This window comes from Burkholderia sp. PR2 (assembly GCF_052372875.1).
In the GTDB taxonomy this organism is placed as follows: Bacteria; Pseudomonadota; Gammaproteobacteria; order Burkholderiales; family Burkholderiaceae; genus Burkholderia; species Burkholderia diffusa.
This window is the reverse complement of sequence record NZ_JBQRWH010000001.1, coordinates 879,566-895,381: the sequence shown is the minus strand read 5'-3', so window position 1 is coordinate 895,381 and position 15,816 is coordinate 879,566. Positions and strand designations below refer to the sequence as shown.

Annotated in this window: 14 protein-coding genes; 1 reads left to right on the top strand and 13 read right to left on the bottom strand. The window is 68.7% G+C overall.

The window, feature by feature from the left end; genetic code table 11:
• Position 1: 1 nt before the first annotated feature.
• Genes ACT2FV_RS04010 through ACT2FV_RS03965 form a run of 10 tightly spaced genes read right to left on the bottom strand, consistent with a single transcriptional unit; the run spans position 2 to position 9,798 of the window.
• The gene (locus ACT2FV_RS04010; RefSeq protein WP_444503260.1) at positions 2-880 is read right to left on the bottom strand and encodes an SDR family oxidoreductase; all 879 of its coding nucleotides are present in this window, start codon (positions 878-880) and stop codon (positions 2-4) included.
• A gap of 41 nt (positions 881-921) precedes the next feature.
• Positions 922-2,073 (bottom strand): acetyl-CoA C-acetyltransferase, encoded by a 1,152-nt coding sequence (locus ACT2FV_RS04005; RefSeq protein ID WP_059600536.1) that lies wholly within the window; start codon positions 2,071-2,073, stop codon positions 922-924.
• Positions 2,073-3,140: an acyl-CoA dehydrogenase family protein gene (locus ACT2FV_RS04000; RefSeq protein ID WP_444503259.1), complete on the bottom strand. Its 1,068-nt coding sequence runs from the start codon at positions 3,138-3,140 to the stop codon at positions 2,073-2,075. The genes ACT2FV_RS04005 and ACT2FV_RS04000 overlap by 1 nt, the downstream gene beginning before the upstream one ends.
• Before the next feature lie 35 nt (positions 3,141-3,175).
• On the bottom strand, positions 3,176-4,345 hold the full coding sequence (locus tag ACT2FV_RS03995) for an acyl-CoA dehydrogenase family protein (RefSeq protein ID WP_124903942.1): 1,170 nt from the start codon (positions 4,343-4,345) through the stop codon (positions 3,176-3,178).
• Complete coding sequence (locus ACT2FV_RS03990) at positions 4,342-5,145, bottom strand: enoyl-CoA hydratase family protein (RefSeq protein WP_444503258.1); 804 nt, start codon at positions 5,143-5,145, stop codon at positions 4,342-4,344. Before ACT2FV_RS03990 ends, ACT2FV_RS03995 begins: the two co-directional genes overlap by 4 nt.
• Before the next feature lie 25 nt (positions 5,146-5,170).
• A complete protein-coding gene (locus tag ACT2FV_RS03985) occupies positions 5,171-6,259 on the bottom strand; it encodes an NAD(P)H-dependent flavin oxidoreductase (protein ID WP_444503257.1) in 1,089 nt (362 codons plus the stop codon).
• Positions 6,256-7,182: an enoyl-CoA hydratase gene (locus ACT2FV_RS03980; protein WP_444503256.1), complete on the bottom strand. Its 927-nt coding sequence runs from the start codon at positions 7,180-7,182 to the stop codon at positions 6,256-6,258. Before ACT2FV_RS03980 ends, ACT2FV_RS03985 begins: the two co-directional genes overlap by 4 nt.
• A gap of 8 nt (positions 7,183-7,190) precedes the next feature.
• Positions 7,191-7,988: a CoA-transferase subunit beta gene (locus tag ACT2FV_RS03975; protein ID WP_444503255.1), complete on the bottom strand. Its 798-nt coding sequence runs from the start codon at positions 7,986-7,988 to the stop codon at positions 7,191-7,193.
• 10 nt (positions 7,989-7,998) lie between these two features.
• Entirely contained in the window at positions 7,999-8,892 is an 894-nt protein-coding gene (locus ACT2FV_RS03970) for a CoA transferase subunit A (RefSeq protein ID WP_124903938.1), read from the bottom strand.
• Between the two features lie 9 nt (positions 8,893-8,901).
• Positions 8,902-9,798: a VOC family protein gene (locus ACT2FV_RS03965; RefSeq protein WP_124622846.1), complete on the bottom strand. Its 897-nt coding sequence runs from the start codon at positions 9,796-9,798 to the stop codon at positions 8,902-8,904.
• Positions 9,799-10,359: 561 nt separating this feature from the next.
• Here ACT2FV_RS03965 and ACT2FV_RS03960 point away from each other — a divergent pair.
• Positions 10,360-11,946, top strand: coding sequence for a hypothetical protein (locus ACT2FV_RS03960; protein WP_444503254.1), 1,587 nt, complete (start codon positions 10,360-10,362; stop codon positions 11,944-11,946).
• A gap of 10 nt (positions 11,947-11,956) precedes the next feature.
• Here ACT2FV_RS03960 and ACT2FV_RS03955 read toward each other — a convergent pair whose 3' ends face one another.
• The 3 genes from ACT2FV_RS03955 to ACT2FV_RS03945 form a co-directional block, all read right to left on the bottom strand.
• On the bottom strand, positions 11,957-12,610 hold the full coding sequence (locus ACT2FV_RS03955) for a hypothetical protein (protein WP_413226854.1): 654 nt from the start codon (positions 12,608-12,610) through the stop codon (positions 11,957-11,959).
• A gap of 793 nt (positions 12,611-13,403) precedes the next feature.
• Positions 13,404-14,177, bottom strand: a complete 774-nt coding sequence (locus ACT2FV_RS03950) for an SDR family NAD(P)-dependent oxidoreductase (protein ID WP_226114316.1) — start codon at positions 14,175-14,177, stop codon at positions 13,404-13,406.
• Between the two features lie 37 nt (positions 14,178-14,214).
• Positions 14,215-15,801 carry a FadD3 family acyl-CoA ligase gene (locus tag ACT2FV_RS03945; protein WP_444503253.1) on the bottom strand — a complete coding sequence of 529 codons (1,587 nt, stop codon included), beginning with the start codon at positions 15,799-15,801 and terminating at the stop codon, positions 14,215-14,217.
• Positions 15,802-15,816 lie beyond the last annotated feature (15 nt).

The window sequence follows — 15,816 nt, the reverse complement described above, 5'->3', positions numbered from 1 at the left end:
CTCAGCTCCCGTACACACGCTGCGCGGGACGCGCGTCGGCGAGCAGCCGCGCGACCGCCGGGCCGACCTCGGCCGGCGCCCAGCGCGCGCCGCGATCGACGCTCGGGCCGGTGCGCCAGCCTTCGGCGACCGCGATCATCCCGCCTGCGACCTCGAACACCTGGCCCGTCACGTCGGCCGACAGCGGGCTGCCGAGCCACACGACGAGCGGCGCGACGTTGGCCGGATCGAAGTAGTCGAAGCCGCCGTCCTCGGGCTTCTTCATCATGTCGGCGAACACGCCCTCGGTCATCGACGTGCGCGCGGCCGGCGCGAGCGCGTTCACGCGCACGCCGTACCGCTGCAGCTCGGCCGCCTGCATCAGCGTGAGCGCCGCGATCCCGGCCTTCGCCGCGCCATAGTTCGACTGACCGATCGACCCTTGCAGCCCGGCGCCGGAACTCGTGTTGACGATGCGCGCGTCGACCTGATTGCCGGCCTTCGCGGCGTCGCGCCACACGCGCGCCAGCACGTTCGACAGGCAGAAGTGGCCGCGCAGATGCACGCGCATCACGTCATCCCAGTCGGTTTCGGTCATGCTGGTGAACATCTTGTCGCGGCAGATGCCCGCGTTGTTGACCAGCACGTGCACGTCGCCGAACGCTTCGCGCGCGGCATCGACGATCTGCTGCGCGGTATCCATCGTGGTGATGTCGTCGGCATTCGCGAGCGCGCGGCCGCCGCGTCGTGCGATCTCGTCGCACACGGTTTGCGCGGCCTCGTGGCGGATGTCGTTGACGACGACCGCCGCGCCTTCGGCCGCGAACGCGAGCGCGTATTCGCGCCCGAGCCCGCCGCCGGCGCCGGTGATGATGGCGGTGCGTCCGTTACAGATTCCCATGCTTGTGCCTCCTGGATCGAGAGATCGTGAAAGTGCCGCGCTCACAGGCGCTCGATGATCGTGACGTTCGCGAGGCCACCGCCTTCGCACATCGTCTGCAATCCGTAACGGCCGCCGACACGTTCCAGTTCGTGCAGCAGTGTCGTCATCAGCCGTGCGCCGGTCGCGCCGAGCGGGTGACCGAGCGCGATGCCGCCGCCGTTCGGGTTGGTCTTCTCGTGCGGGAAGCGCGTGTCGGCGAGCCACGCCTGCGCGACCGACGCAAACGCCTCGTTCATTTCGACAACGTCGATCCGCGACCAGTCGAGCCCGCTCTTCTTCAACGCGGCCTTGGTCGCCGGGATCGGCGCGGTGAGCATCCACAGCGGATCGTCGCCGAGCACGCTCAGGTGGTGAATGCGCGCGCGCGGCGTGAGCCCGTAGCGCTTCAGCGCGTCCTCCGACACGATCAGCAACGCGGCGGCCGCATCGCAGGTCTGGCTCGCGACGGCAGCCGTCAGCGAGCCGCCCGGCATCAGCGGTTCGAGCGTCGCCATCTTTTCCAGCGACGTGTCGGGTCGCGGCGTTTCGTCGTGCATCACGCCTTCGAGCGGCACGATTTCCCGCTTGAAATGGCCGGCCTCGATCGCCGCCACCGCGCGGCGGTGGCTTTCCAGCGCGTAGCGCTCCATCGCGTCGCGCGACAGGTTCCAGTGATCGGCGATCCGCTGTGCCGCGACGAACTGCGACACCGGCGCGTCGCCGAAGCGCGCGCGCCAGCCGGTGCTGCCCGAGAACGGGTCGTTGAAGCCGAGTGGCGCCGCGCTCGTCATCGCGGACGAGATCGGGATCTGCGTCATCGTCTGCACGCCGCCCGCGACCACCACGTCCTGCACGCCGCTCATCACGGCCTGCGCGGCAAAATGCACGGCCTGTTGCGACGAGCCGCACTGGCGGTCGACCGTCACGCCCGGCACCTGCAGCGGCAGCCCGGCCGCGAGCCAGCAGGTGCGCGCGATGTTGCCGGCGAGCGGGCCGATCGTGTCGACGCAGCCGAATACCACGTCGTCGTATTCGTCGGCCGGAATCGCGTTGCGTTCGACGAGCGTCTTCAGCACGAAGCCGCCGAGGTCCGCGGCATGCACGTGCGCGAGCCCGCCCTTGCGGCGGCCGGTCGGCGTGCGCAGCGCGTCGACGATATAGGCTTGTTTCATCAGTGGGTTTCCTCGAAGTCGAAGGTCTGCGCGGGGCCGATCGGCAATGCGCGGCCGACGATCGCGTCGGCCACGCGGGCCTTGTGGAATGCGTTGTCGCCCCAGCTGCCGGAGAGCGCCCAGATCCGCTTCATGAAGATCTGCAGGTCGAGCTCCCACGTGTAGCCGATCGCGCCGTGCACCTGCATCGTGTGGCGCGCGGCCAGTTGCGCGGCGGCGGTCGCCGCGAGCTTCGCGTGCGACACCAGCACCGCGCGCTGCGGATGATCGTCGGCGATCGCCCGGGCCGCGCGCGCCACCACCGGCCGCGCGAACTCATAGCGAATCGCGACGTCGGCGAGCAGATGCTTGAGCGCCTGGTACGAGCCGATCGCCTTGCCGAACTGCTTGCGTTGCGCGCTGTAGTCGATCGCGACGTCGAGCACGCGCTGCGTGAGGCCGAGCAGCTGCGCCGCGACCGCAAACGCGCCGTGGTCGAGCGCGCGATCGAGCAGCGGCGCGGCTTCGTCGGCGCTCGCGATGCGCGTGGCCGCCGACGGCTCCCAGTCGAGCGTGAACAGGCGCCGCGACGGGTCGACGCTGTCGACCGGGCGCCACGCGCACTGCGCGGGATCCACGCGGTGCAGCTCGCCGCGGTGCTCGCACAGCAGCGTTTGCGCGACGTGCACGTCGGCCGCATACGGGTTCACCGGATGCACGAGCGCGACACGCGCGCGCCCTTCGGCGATGTCGCGCAGCAGCGCGTCGCGCCAGTCCGCGGCGGGCAGTCGCGCGAGCACGCCGGCCGACACGAGCGCCGTGTCGAGCAACGGCTCCGGGCTGCCGAAATAACCGTAGGTCTGCGCGAGCAACGCCCATTCCACTTCGGTCAGGCCGAGACCGCCGTGCGTCTCGGGCACCGACACGGCGGTCAGCCCCTGCGACGCGAACAGCGACCACAGCGCGTCGGAGCGGCCCGTCGGCGTGGCCCACAGCTCGCGGATCAGCTCCGGGGTCATCTCGGTCATCAGCAGGCGCTTCACGCTGTCCGCGAGCGCTTCCTGGTCTTCATCGAATACGAAATCCATACGATGTCCGTTCAGTGAGGGTGGCGCCTGCGCGCTTACGCGCGCGGCATGCCGAGCATCCGTTCGGCGACGATGTTGCGCTGGATCTCGTTGGTGCCCGCATAGATCGGGCCGGCCTGCGCGAACAGGAAGCCGTCGAGCCAGTGACCGAGCATCGCGTGCTGCGCGGCCGACTGCGGGACGACCTCGCCGTGCGCGCCGAGGATGTCGAGCGCGGTCTGGTGCATCCGCAAATCGAGTTCCGACCAGAACACCTTGTTGGTGCTCGACTCCGCGCCGATATGGCCGCCCTTCAGCAGCCGGCTCGCGGTCGCGTAGGTCGACAGCGCGTACGCCTGCGCATCCATCCACGCGGACACCACGCGTTCGCGCAGCGTCGGGTCGCGATCCGCGCTGTCGCGGTGCGCGAGATACAGGTCGCGCAGCGCCTGCGCGGTGCGCTGGAAACGGGCGGGCGAACGCAGCATCAACCCGCGCTCGAAGCCGGCCGTCGCCATCGCGACCTGCCAGCCCGCGCCTTCGGCCGCGAGGCGGTTCTCGACCGGCACGCGCACGTCGTCGAAGAAGATTTCCGCGAAGCCCGTCTGCCCGTTCAGCTGGCGGATCGGCCGCACCGTGATGCCCGGCGTCGACAGCGGCACCATCAGGAACGTGAGCCCGTGGTGACGCGACGATTCGGGATCACTGCGGAACAGCCCGAACAGCCAGTCGGCCCACACCGCGCGTGTCGACCAGATTTTCTGGCCGTTGAGCACGTATTCGTCCCCGATGCGGATCGCCGTCGTGCGGATCGCGGCCATGTCCGAGCCCGCGTTCGGCTCCGACCAGCCCTGCGCCCACACGTGCTCGCCCGCCGCCATCGCCGGCAGGAAGCGCGCCTTCTGCTCCGCCGTGCCGAAATCCATCAGCGTCGGGCCGAGCAGGAAGATGCCGTTCTGGTTCACGCGCATCGGCGCGTCGGCGCGCCAGTACTCTTCCTCGAAGATCAGCCACTCGATCAGGTCGCAACCGCGCCCGCCCAGCTCGCGCGGCCACGTGACCATGCTCCAGCGCCCCGAATGCAGCGTGCGCTCCCATTCGCGGTGCGCGATGAAGCCTTCCTCGGTGTCGAAGCTCGGCAGCCGCTCGCGTGGCACGTGCGCGGCGAGCCATTCGCGGATTTCCGCGCGGAACGCCTGCTGTTGCGGCGTATAGGTCAGGTTCATGCGCGTGCCTCCTCGGCTTGCGCGTCGAACCGCGCGTCGCGCTTCTCGACGAACGCGGCACGCGCCTCCGTCGAGTCGTTGGTCATGTACGCCTGCAGCGTGAAGCCCTGCTCCCAGCGGTACTTGTCCTCGAGATCGCCGTCCTCGACGCCGTTCAGCGCCTCCTTCGCGAGCCGCACCATCGCCGGGCTCTTGTCCGCGATCTTGCGGGCGATCGAGCGCGCCGCGTCGCGCAGCGCATCGCGCGCGACGACCTGCTCGACCGCGCCGAGCCGATATGCTTCGGCCGCGTCGATCATCTCGCCGGTGAAGTACATCGTGCGGACCTTCTGCACGCCGAACAGTCGTTGCAGATGCGCGCCGCCGCCCATCGCGCCACGGTCGATCTCCGGCACGCCGAAGCGCGCGCAATCGGCCGCGACGACGATATCCGCCGCGCCGCAGATGCCGATCCCGCCGCCGAGCACGAAGCCGTGAACAGCCGCGATCACCGGCTTCGGGTTGCGGTGCACCGCGCGGAACGTCTCGTAGTTGCCCGCGTTGACCGACACGATCCGTTCCGGATGCGCGGCCAGCTCCTTGATGTCGACGCCCGCGCAGAAGCCGCGGCCTTCGCCGCGCACGACGATCACGCGCACCTCGTCGTCCTCGCCGAGCGCATCGAGCGCCCGCGCGAGCGCATGCCAGCCCTGCGCATCGAGCGCGTTCACGGGCGGATGGGCGATCACCAGTTCGGCGATGCCGTCGGCGCGCTCGATCCGGAACGGCATCGCGCCGCCCGGTTGTTTGGATGTAGTCATCTCCACTGCCTCCCTGTGATGTCTTTCAAGCCGCGTGGGTCGCCGTCGCGCCGCGCAACGCGGCCAGCGCGTCGATCCGCTCGCCGGCTTCCGCGACGATCCGCGCGATCAGCGCGTCGCACGATTCGATCGCGCCGATCATCGCGGCCGCCTGGCCGCTCGGCAGCACGCCCTCGTCCGGCCGCCCCTCGACGATCGCGCGCTGAATCAGGAACGGCGCGTTCGCGGCCATCAGCGTCTGGCTCGCCGTGTAGTCGTGCGAGCGCAGCGCCTTGATCGCGAGGCCCAGCATGTCGGTCGTGCGCAGCCCGTTCTGACGGCGCCAGGCTTCGGCCGTCTTCAGCGCGAACAGCGTGCGGCGCAGCGGGCCGAAGCGCTCGAGCTTCAGCAGATACGGGTTGTCGATCATGCGTTGCGGCAGCCCGTCGAGCGCGTCCGACACGCGGATCCGCGCCGGGTCGCCGACCGCGACGTACCGGTCGAGCGTCGCGCGCGGCACCGGCGATTCGGCGCTCATCAGGAAGCGCGTGCCCATTGCGATGCCGGCCGCGCCGTACGCGAGCGCGGCAGCCAGCCCGCGCCCGTCGAAGAACCCGCCGGCCGCGACCACCGGCACGCGCACCGCGTCGAGCACCTTCGGCAGCAGCAGCGTGGTCGGCACCGAGCCCGTGTGGCCGCCGCCTTCCGCACCCTGCACGGTGACGACGTCCGCGCCGAGCTCGACCGCCTTCGCCGCGTGCTTCGGCGCGCCGACGGTCGGCATGCAGACGATGCCGGCGTCCTTGAAGCGGCGGATCGTCTTCGCGTCCGGCCCGCGGCCGTAGCTGACCGCGCGCAGCCGGTGCTTGATCGCGAGATCGACCACCTGCGCGGCGTTCTTCTGGAACATGTGGAAGTTGATGCCGAACGGCTTGTCGGTCAGTGACTTCACCTTCAGGATCTCGGCCTCGACCTGCTCCGGTTCCAGCGTCGCGCCGGCCAGGAAGCCGAAGCCGCCGGCGTTGGCGGTCGCCGCGACGAGCCGTGCATCTGCCACCCAGCCCATCGCGGTCTGCACGATCGGGTAGCGGCAGCCGAGCAGGTCGCACAACGGGGTATGCAGCGTCGTGCTCATGCCGCGGCTCCGTTGACGGCGGCCGGTGCCGCATCGGTGCGTTCTTCGCCGTCGGTCTCCGCCGGCCTGCGCTGCGAGCTGGCCATCTTGCGCGCGTCGTAGCCGCCGAGGCGGTCGCCGCTGACGAGCTCGTTGTGGGCATGCGCGAAGTGATGCCATGCGAAGGCCGCATCCATCGCCGCGCGCTTGCCCTGCAATTCCTCGACGTGGTTCAGCGCCTGCTTGGTCAGCGCGAGGCCGAGCCGCGGCATCGTCGCGATCTTCGCGGCGATCGCGTAGGTCGCGTCGCGCAGCCGCTCGCGCGGCACCACGCGATTGACCATGCCCATCTGGTACGCACGCTCGGCCGGCATCCGCTCGCCGAGGAACAGGAATTCCTTCGCGATGCGCGGGTTCAGTTCGTACGCATGTGCGAAATACTCGACGCCCGGAATGCCCATCCGCACGACCGGATCCGCGAAGAACGCGTCCTCCGACGCGACGATCAGGTCGCATACCCACGCGAGCATCAGCCCGCCCGCGATGCACGCGCCGTGCACCATCGCGATGGTCGGCTTCGGCAGGTCGCGCCAGCGCCGGCACATCCCGAGGTACACCTCCTGTTCGCGCGCATAGAGGAATTCGCCGCCCTCCTTGTCGACGTGGTCGTACCACAGCGACGCGCGGTCGAACGACTCGTGAATGTCGCGGCCGGGCGTGCCGATGTCGTGGCCCGCCGAGAAATGCTTTCCGGCGCCCGCGAGCACGATCGCCTTCACGGCGTCGTCGTGCGACGCGCGCCGGAACGCCGCGTCGAGCGCATACGTCATCTTCGAGTTCTGCGCGTTGTGATACTCGGGACGGTTCATCGTGATCGTCGCGATGCCGTCCTCGACCGCGTAGTCGACGACACCTTCGCCGAACGTCATCTGGGTCGCTTCCATGTCGGACCTCATCCGCGGCGCGGCGCCGGATTGTTGCGCACGATCGTCGCGCGCAGGTTGTGAGGGTCGAGCGCACGCACGATGCGCAGGTCTTCCGCGCTCGGCGCGGCCGTCGTGCCGAGTTCCGGTGCGGCGACCAGCGGGAAACCGGTCGCATCCTGCACCTCGTCGAAACTCACGCCCGGATGCAGCGAACGCACGCGGATCGCGTGATCGGGGCTGCCGAAATCCATCACGCACAGGTCGGTGACGATGCTGCGCAGGTCGACGAAGGTCTTCATGCCTGGCAGCCGGCGCGCCGGGTTGTAGCCGACCGTGCAGACCATGTCGACTTCGCCTTCGACGAACGTGCGCTTGCCGTGGCCGCTGACGAAGAATGAATTCGCGTGATTCGTCGAGTTGCCGGGGAAGCCGCGCGCGCCGAGCAGCTGCGTCTTCGGACGCGCGTAGTCGTCGCCGAGCCACGAGATGTTCGCCTGGCCAAAGCGGTCGATCTGCGTCGGCATCACCAGCGCGTGGCGGCGGCCGTGCCACAGGCAGTCGAATACGCGTTCGTAGGTCATCCAGCCGCTCGCCTTCACGCGATGGCCGTCGGGGCGCGGGCCGAGCGGGACCGGCTCCTCGACGAGATACGCCTCGCCGTCGGTCAGCATCAGACCGTTGTTGTAGGCGAGCCGCGCGAGGCCGGCCGCGAGCCGCGGACCCGTGCCGATGCCGGTCGCCAGCACTTCGCCGTCGTCGCGCCAGAGTCGCGCGGACGCGACGATCATCAGTTCCGCGAGGGAATGGTCGAGAGATTCGCTCACAGGCGCTCCTTTACAGAATCGGCAACGGCAGCGTCGTCACATGCGGCAGGCCGCCGACGCCTTCGAGATACTGGCGTTCGTCCTGGCCGACCACGTCGCGCAGGTACGCCGCCGTCTTCGCATCGTCTTCCGCGCTCGCGCAGTACGCGCGCAGGTGCGGCAGGTCCCAGCCGTAGGCCGGCCCGCACGACGTCGGGTGTGCGCCGCCCGGCGCATGCACGACGCCGGTGACGAGCGAGCGCTCGAACGGGTTGCGTTTCGCGGCATCGAGGTCTTCGGTCGCGAGCGACGCGTCAACCGTTTCCGCCGACACGTAGCAGCGCTGCGCGGCGCGCGCCATCCACGCGTCGAAGAACGGATCGGGGCCGTCGATGCGCGTGTTGCCCATCCGGTCGGCCGCGTTCACGTGCAGCAGCGCGACGTCGAGTTCGAGTGCCGGCATCGCGAGCAGCGTCTCGCCGTCGTCGTACGGCGACTTGACCGTGCGCAGTTGCGGCGCGTGATCGAGCAGCGCGGTGCCGAGCCCGGCGCGGGTCGGCAGGAACGGCAGGCGCGCCGCGGCCGCGCGCAGGCCGAGCTGCAGCATCCCTTCGTCGAGTTCGAGCACGTCGATACGGCCGTGTTCGCGGGCACGGCGAAAATGCGGTTCGAGCGGGATCACGTCGAGCGACACGAAGCCGAACACCACCTTGCGCACCTTGCCCGCCGCGCACAGCAGGCCGACGTCGGCGCCGCCGTAGGCGACGACCGTCAGGTCCTTCAGGTTCGAGCGCGCGATCTCGCGCACCAGCGCCATCGGCTTGCGCCGCGGCCCCCATCCGCCGATGCCGATCGTCATGCCGTCGGCGAGTTGCGCGACCACGTCGCGCGCGGACATCGTCTTGTCGAGAGGTTTCATCGTCATCGTGCTGGCTTACCGGTATCCGATGCTGAAATCGTGGCCCCACTGGCTCACCTTGGTGGCCTCGAACACCGCGTGCTTCGACCAGTCGACCGTGAGGCCGCCGAAGCCGTATTCGAGATCGAAGCCGCCGGGGGTCTTCATGTAGAACGAGATCATCTGGTCGTTGCAGTGCCGGCCGAGCGTCGCCGACATCTTCACGTCGTGCGCGGCGACCCGATCGAGCGCGCGGCCGACTTCGTCCATCGAGTCGACTTCGGCCATCACGTGCACGCAGCCCGACGGCACGGCCATCTCGAACAGCGCGAGGCTGTGATGGCGCGCGTTGCGGCAGTGCATGAAGTGAATGCGCTTCTCGGGTTCGGCGGGGTCCGGCGTGAACTTCACGCGGTAGATGTCGGACAGCTCGAAGCCAAGCACGCCGCGCACGAATGCGTCGGTCGCGTCGAACTGCGGCGCGGGCAGTACCGCGTGGCCGAGCCCCATGTCGCCGGTGACGAAGCGCGCGACGCCGAGCGGCGACACGAAGCGGCGGAAGTCGCAGCGCGCGCCCCAGTACAGCTCGTGGCGGTTGCCGGACGGGTCGGTACACCACGCCATGGCCTGCACTCGGCGCAGCGCGGCTTCGTCGCGCGTGGCGCGCACGGCTTCGACGCCCGCGCGCTGCAACGCAGCGAGCGCGGCGTCGAACGCGGCGCCGTCGGGCAGCTCCCAGCCCGACGCGAAATAGCGGTCGGTTGTGCCGGGGACGATCACGTAGCGGAAATCGCGCTCGTCCATCTTCAGGTACAGCGCGCCGTCGGGTGCGTCGAGCGCCTGCATGCCCAGCACGTCTTCCGCGTAGCGGCGCCACGCATCGACGCGGGTCGCCTCGACCACGACGTAGCCGAGCGCACGGACATCGATCATGTCGGCCTCCTCCAGGTTCAGATTCCGTTGTTCGTGAAAGGATTCTGGCCGGTCGGGGATGGCGTCACATCGTCTGTTGGGACGAGAGCCTGCGGGGAGAGAGAGCGTGGCGCGGCGGGTGCGCGCAGCGAAACGATGCCGCGTTGCTGCGGCGCCGCAAACGACATCGGTCGCGCGGGGCCGCAACGACGCGCGGGCATCGGCGACAACGCCGACGGCGTGCGTACGGTTCAGCCGGAATAACCGGTCCGGCGGTTTATCTTTCTTACGGACGAAACGTCAGGAATGCCTGAAAAAATCGGCCGGAATGCTTATTTCTTCTGCGTAGAAATCAACGATTTACCCCGAGCCGGGAATCGTCGTCGACAACCTGGCGTCATGGCGTCGACCCAGTCTTGACAAGCGCTGCAGCCTTCCGCCGACTGCCTGGAAACGGGCTGCGAAGCGCCGAGACAAACCTCGACACATGCATCATGGACTTCGATCCTTGTAACGGGTATGTTACGCAAGCGGCGTTTAATGTCTTTCATAAATATCAATAACGGCCTACAGGATCACCCATTGAAAACCATAAAAAACCCGCTTTCGCTGTCCGACCTGTACGAGGCGTCGGCGGCGATGAACCGGCGCGGCTTCATTCGCCTCGGCGCGTATGCCGCCGTATCGATGCTGGCCGCCTGCGGCGGCGGCGGATCCGACGCACCGCCGCCGGACCCGCACCCTGACGGCGTCTCGCTGACGCTCGCCGTGCAGTCGGCCGCGTCCGGCACCGCCGCGCTCGATGCCCACTTCGCGAGCCTCAGCTTCGAGAAAGGCGCCATCAACGACAACTACTTCCGTGCCGACAACACGAACCTCATCGGCCTGCTCAACACGCTCGGCGGCGGCGTGCTGCGCATCGGCGGCAACAGCGTCGACCGCTTGACGTGGGCGCCCAACGGGCCGGGGCAGATCCGGGGGCAGATTTCGCGTATCGACGTGGCGCGATTCGGCGCGTGCCTCAAGCAATGTCCCGCATGGAAAGTGATCTACGGGATCAATTTCGCCGGTGCGCGCGGCTCGGTGACCTCGCCGTCGCAAGCGGCCGACGAAGCGCTGTACGTGTCGCAGCAGCTCGGCGGCCAGTTGCTCGCGTTCGAGATCGGCAACGAACCCGATCAATACGGCGACCGCAGGACGCCGAACCTGGCCGGAATCAACTACGACATCTTCCTGAACGGCGGCACGGTCGCCCAGGGCACGATCGCGGGATGGAACCAGTTCGCGCAGGCGATCGCGGGCGCCGTCAGCGGCGCCGTGTTCAGCGGGCCGGCCGCCGCCAGCGACACGCCAGGCTGGGCGGAGTCGTTCGCGGCGAGCCAGGGCAGGAACATCGCACTGCTGACGGAGCACTACTACATCAGCAACTACAACGACAACGCGCCCTCGATCGCAGGGATGCTCGCCTACCCCGATACGAACCTCGTGACGGCCCTGAAAAACATGCGGTCCGCCGCGCAGAATGCCGGCGTGCCGTTCCGGATGGGCGAGACCAATTCGTATTTCAACAGCACGAAGCCGGCCGGCGTCAGCAACGTGTTCGCGAGCGCGCTTTGGGCGATCGATTTCATCTTCACGCATGCCCAGTACGGCGCGAGCGGCCTGAATTTCCACAACAACGGATCGATCAAGAGCTATACCGCGATCGCCGATTCGCAAGGCGAAGTCACGGCCGTGCAGCCGCTCTATTACGCACTGCTGCTCTTTTCGCAAATCTTCGCGGGCGGCGGCGCCGGTCAATTCCTGAATACGACGCTCAGCCCGAGCACGGCGGCCGTGAGCGCATTCGCGGTCGCGACCAATCAGGGCGCGACCTACGTCATCATCAACAACAAAGATACGGCCAGCGCCGCAAACGTTACCGTCACGCTCGACTCGCAGGCGTCGCGCGCGACAGTGATGACGCTCGCTTCGTCAGGTGACGCAACGGGTGTCCAGCTCGCCAATCCGGGCATCTACAACGGCGGAACACCGATCACGTTCGGCGGGCAGGCGGTCGCGCTGAATGGCGCATGGAACAGCACGCCGCAGCAGACGCTTGCCGTCGCGAAACAGCAGGTGGCCGTGAGGGTCGCGCCGGTGAGCGCCGCGCTGATTCGCATCCGGTAGCACGTCCGGCTCAGAAGCGATACGAGATCCCGATCTGCAGGACCGGATACCACCGATATCGCGACATCATCCGGTTCAGTTCGTCGAGGCCGCTGGAGGTCAGGATCTGGCTCTTCTGCGGCCCGGCGGCGGCGGCGAGTTCCGGCGACAGCGTGTAAGAGGAGCGCGGGATCCCGTATGCGACACCCAGATCGGCGACGAAGCCGAGCCCTTTCGACGCCGGCCGATGCCCGTAGCCGATCCCGACGTACGGCATCACGGTCGGATAGCGCGCCTCCGCGACCGCATACATCCCGGGCAGCGCCGGGTAGCGCTTGCCGGCGAAGACGTAGGTGCCGTTGGTGGGCACCGACACGCCGCGGATTTCGTCGTCGGTGAAGCGCAATCCGATCGTCGCGCGAAAGCCGCTGCCGCGCCATGGAAAGATGTCCGCATACAGGCCGCCTTGCCGCAGCTTGATGTCGTCCTGATAGCGATTGCCGGCCACGGTGAAGTCATGCGTCAGATTGATCGCATTGAAATCCGCGTGTGCGCCCAGCACGGAGTTGAAGCTCACGGCCGCGCCGATGCCGACGCCTTGCGTGCCGCCCTGCAGGTAGATTTCCTGCGCGTGCGCGCCAGCCGCGAACACCATCGCCAGCGCAGCCCATTGGTTCATTGTCATTTTCACGGGCGTCTCCCCGACATGTGCCGGGCGCGCCGACCCGCCGCGTGCAGCGCATGCCGCCACGCGCAGCGGGCCCCCCGGCACGACATCTCGCAAGCAAGCTTGCTATTTGACGGATCACGCGTGCGGTGTCCGTTCGTGTCGCCGATACGACGCATTGCGCGTCCGACACGACCGGCCACCATCCTGCGGCGCGATCCGATCCCCGATATTTCGATGTCATTGCGTGCCGCTCCCGCGATTCGTCGTTGCCATCGGTCGCGGTTGTGTCGAGCGGCTCCGGCCTAACCGCAAGGCGTGTGCCATGCGGCGCGGACCGGCGCGGGACAAGCGTCGCGGCCTGACGTCCGGGGTTGCGCGGGAGGAAATCGACGGAAATGTTTCAGGAGCGCATCTGTTTTCGGCGCGTCAGCGCCGTGCCCGATGCCGGGAAGCAGCGAATCGGGCGTCGCGACGCGCGCCGGGAAAGCGTGCGCGGCCGTCGGCGCACGCGAAGTCGCCGCGGCCGGCAAGCGCGTGTGACGCCACGCACGGAAGAAAATGTTTCATCAACGTGACCTCGCGCGAACCGCTCGTGGTCCGAGAGGCGAGATCGCGCGATACGGGTCAGGGTGAATACCGAGGACGATGCGTGCGCAACCAGTCGCTGGTGGGATGGCCGTTCATACGCATCGATGCATGCAATGTGGGCCGACGATACCGTTCGCCGGCGGTATGCAGATCCGGCGCCGGGAGCAACTGACGCGTTCGTCTGCCGAGCCCGCTCGTCCAAGCGGGCCCCCTGCATCCGCTACAACCCGTACCCGCCGGACACGTTCAACTGCTGCCCCGTGATGTAGTTCGCGCGGTCCGACGCGAGAAACACCGCCGCGCGCCCGATATCGTGCGCCTTGCCCCAGCGCTTGAGCGCGAGCATTTTCTGCGTCTCGTCGATCCATGCCTGGTCGAACTGCCCTTGTTCGAGCAGCACCGGAAACATCCCCGCCTCGATCACGCCGACCAGGATCGAATTCGCGCGAATCTCGTGACGGCCCTCCTCGCGCGCGAGCCCTCTCACGAGCGCCTCGTTCGCCGCCTTCGGCGCGACCGACAATCCATCTCGGTCCGGCCAGCGCAGATGCCCGGCCGAGCCGAGCGTCACGAACGACCCACCGCCCGACGCGCGGAAATGCGGCAACACGGCCTTCGCCGCGTTGAAGAAGCCGACGGTCTCGACCTCGATCGCGCGCCGCCAGTCGTCGTGCGTCATGTCGCCGATTCGGCGCTGGTTCACGAACGGGCCGGCCGCCCACACGATCGTGTGCACGCGGCCGTGCGCGTCGATCGCTGCCGCGAGCGCCGCATCGATCTGCGCGGGATCGGTCACGTCCACGCAATGCGTGGTGGCCGCGACACCCGTGCCGCGCAGGTCGCGCGCGACACGCTCTGCCACGTCGGCCTTGCTGCGATAACCGAGCGCGACCGGCACGCCGGCGCGCGCGAATTCGAGCGCGACGCCCTGCCCGATCCCGCCGCTGCCGCCGAACATGAGCACCGCGCCCTGTGGAAATCCGGTGTCGTTCATGTGTTCATCCCATTGGTGACGTATCGCGCGCCGGCAGTCAGGCCGCCGCTTCGGTTCCCGCGCGCAGCCGGTACTTCAGCACCTTGCCGGCCGCGCTCGTCGGTAGTTGCTCGACGAACGTGAAGTGCCGCGGCACCTTGTAGTTCGCCATGTTGCTGCGCGCCCAGTCGTTCAGCGCGGCGGCGTCGGTGTGCGCGCCGGGACGCAGCACGACGTACGCATGCCCGACTTCGCCGAGCCGCGTATCGGGCACGCCGACCAGCGCAACCTGCGCGATCGCCGGGTGCGCGGCCAGCAGCCGCTCGATCTCGGCCGGATAGCAGTTGAAGCCGCCGACTATGAACATGTCCTTGATCCGGTCGGTGATCTTCAGGTTACCGTTCGCGTCGACGCAGCCGAGGTCGCCGGTATGCAGCCAGCCGTCCGCGTCGACGGTTTCGCGCGTCGCGTCCGGCTGGTTGAAGTAGCCGCGCATCACGTTGTAGCCGCGCACCCAGATCTCGCCGGTCTCGTCTGGCCCGAGCGCCGCGCCGTCCTGCCCCGCGATACGCAACTCGACGCCCGGCATCGGCCGGCCCGACGTGCAGGCGATCGTCTGCGCGTCGTCGCCATGACGGCACAGCGTCGCGAACCCGCACGATTCGGTCAGCCCGTAGCCGGTCAGCACGGTCTCGAAGCCGAGCTCCGCGCGCATCCGCTCGATCAGGCTCGGCGCGATCGCGGCCGCGCCCGTCACCGCGATCCGCAGCGACGACAGGTCGCGCGTCGCGCGATCGGGCGCATCGAGCAGCGCATAGTACAGCGTCGGCGGGCCGGGCAGCACCGACACGCGTTCGTCGGCGATGCGCCGCAAGACGTCGGCGGGCTGGAACACGAGATGCGGCAGCACGGTCGCACCGCTCGACAGCGCGGCGAGCCAGCCCGCCTTGTAACCGAACGTATGGAAAAACGGATTGACGATCAGGTAGCGGTCGTCCTGGTGCACGCCGGCGATCGTGGCCCACGCCTGCGCGGCCCGCAGGTTCTGTCCGTGCGCCGTCATCACGCCCTTCGGGCGGCCCGTCGTGCCGGACGTGAACATCAGGTCCATCACGGTATCCGGTGTCACCTGCGCCTCGCGCTCGCGCACGGCGGCGAGCGGTACCGCCGCGCCGCGCGCGAGGAACGCGTTCCAGGTTTCGTCGCGCGAGCCGGACGGCGGCTCGCCGTCGAACACGACGACGCGTTCGAGCGTCGCGGGCCGGTGCGGCGCGAGCATCGCCGGATAGGATTCGCCGAGGAAGGTGCCGCAGCAGAACAGCAGCCGCGCGCCGCCGTCGTGCAGGATGCCGCCCACCTCCATGCCCTTCATCCGCGTGTTGACCGGCACGAGAATCGCGCCGACGGTGTGGATCGCCAGCGCCGCGACGATCCATTGCGGCAGGTTCGGCGCCCATACGGCGATCCGGTCGCCTGCGTCGATGCCGCTCGCGAGCAGCGCGCGCGCCGCTTCGAGACGCGCCGCATCGAGTTCCGCAAAGGTCAGCCGGCCGTGTTCCGACTCGATCGCCGGATGCGCGCCGTGGCGCGCGGCAGCCCGCGCGATCAGCGCGGGCGTGGTGAGGATTTCGTTGTCCATCGTCATAGGCATCGCAACAGG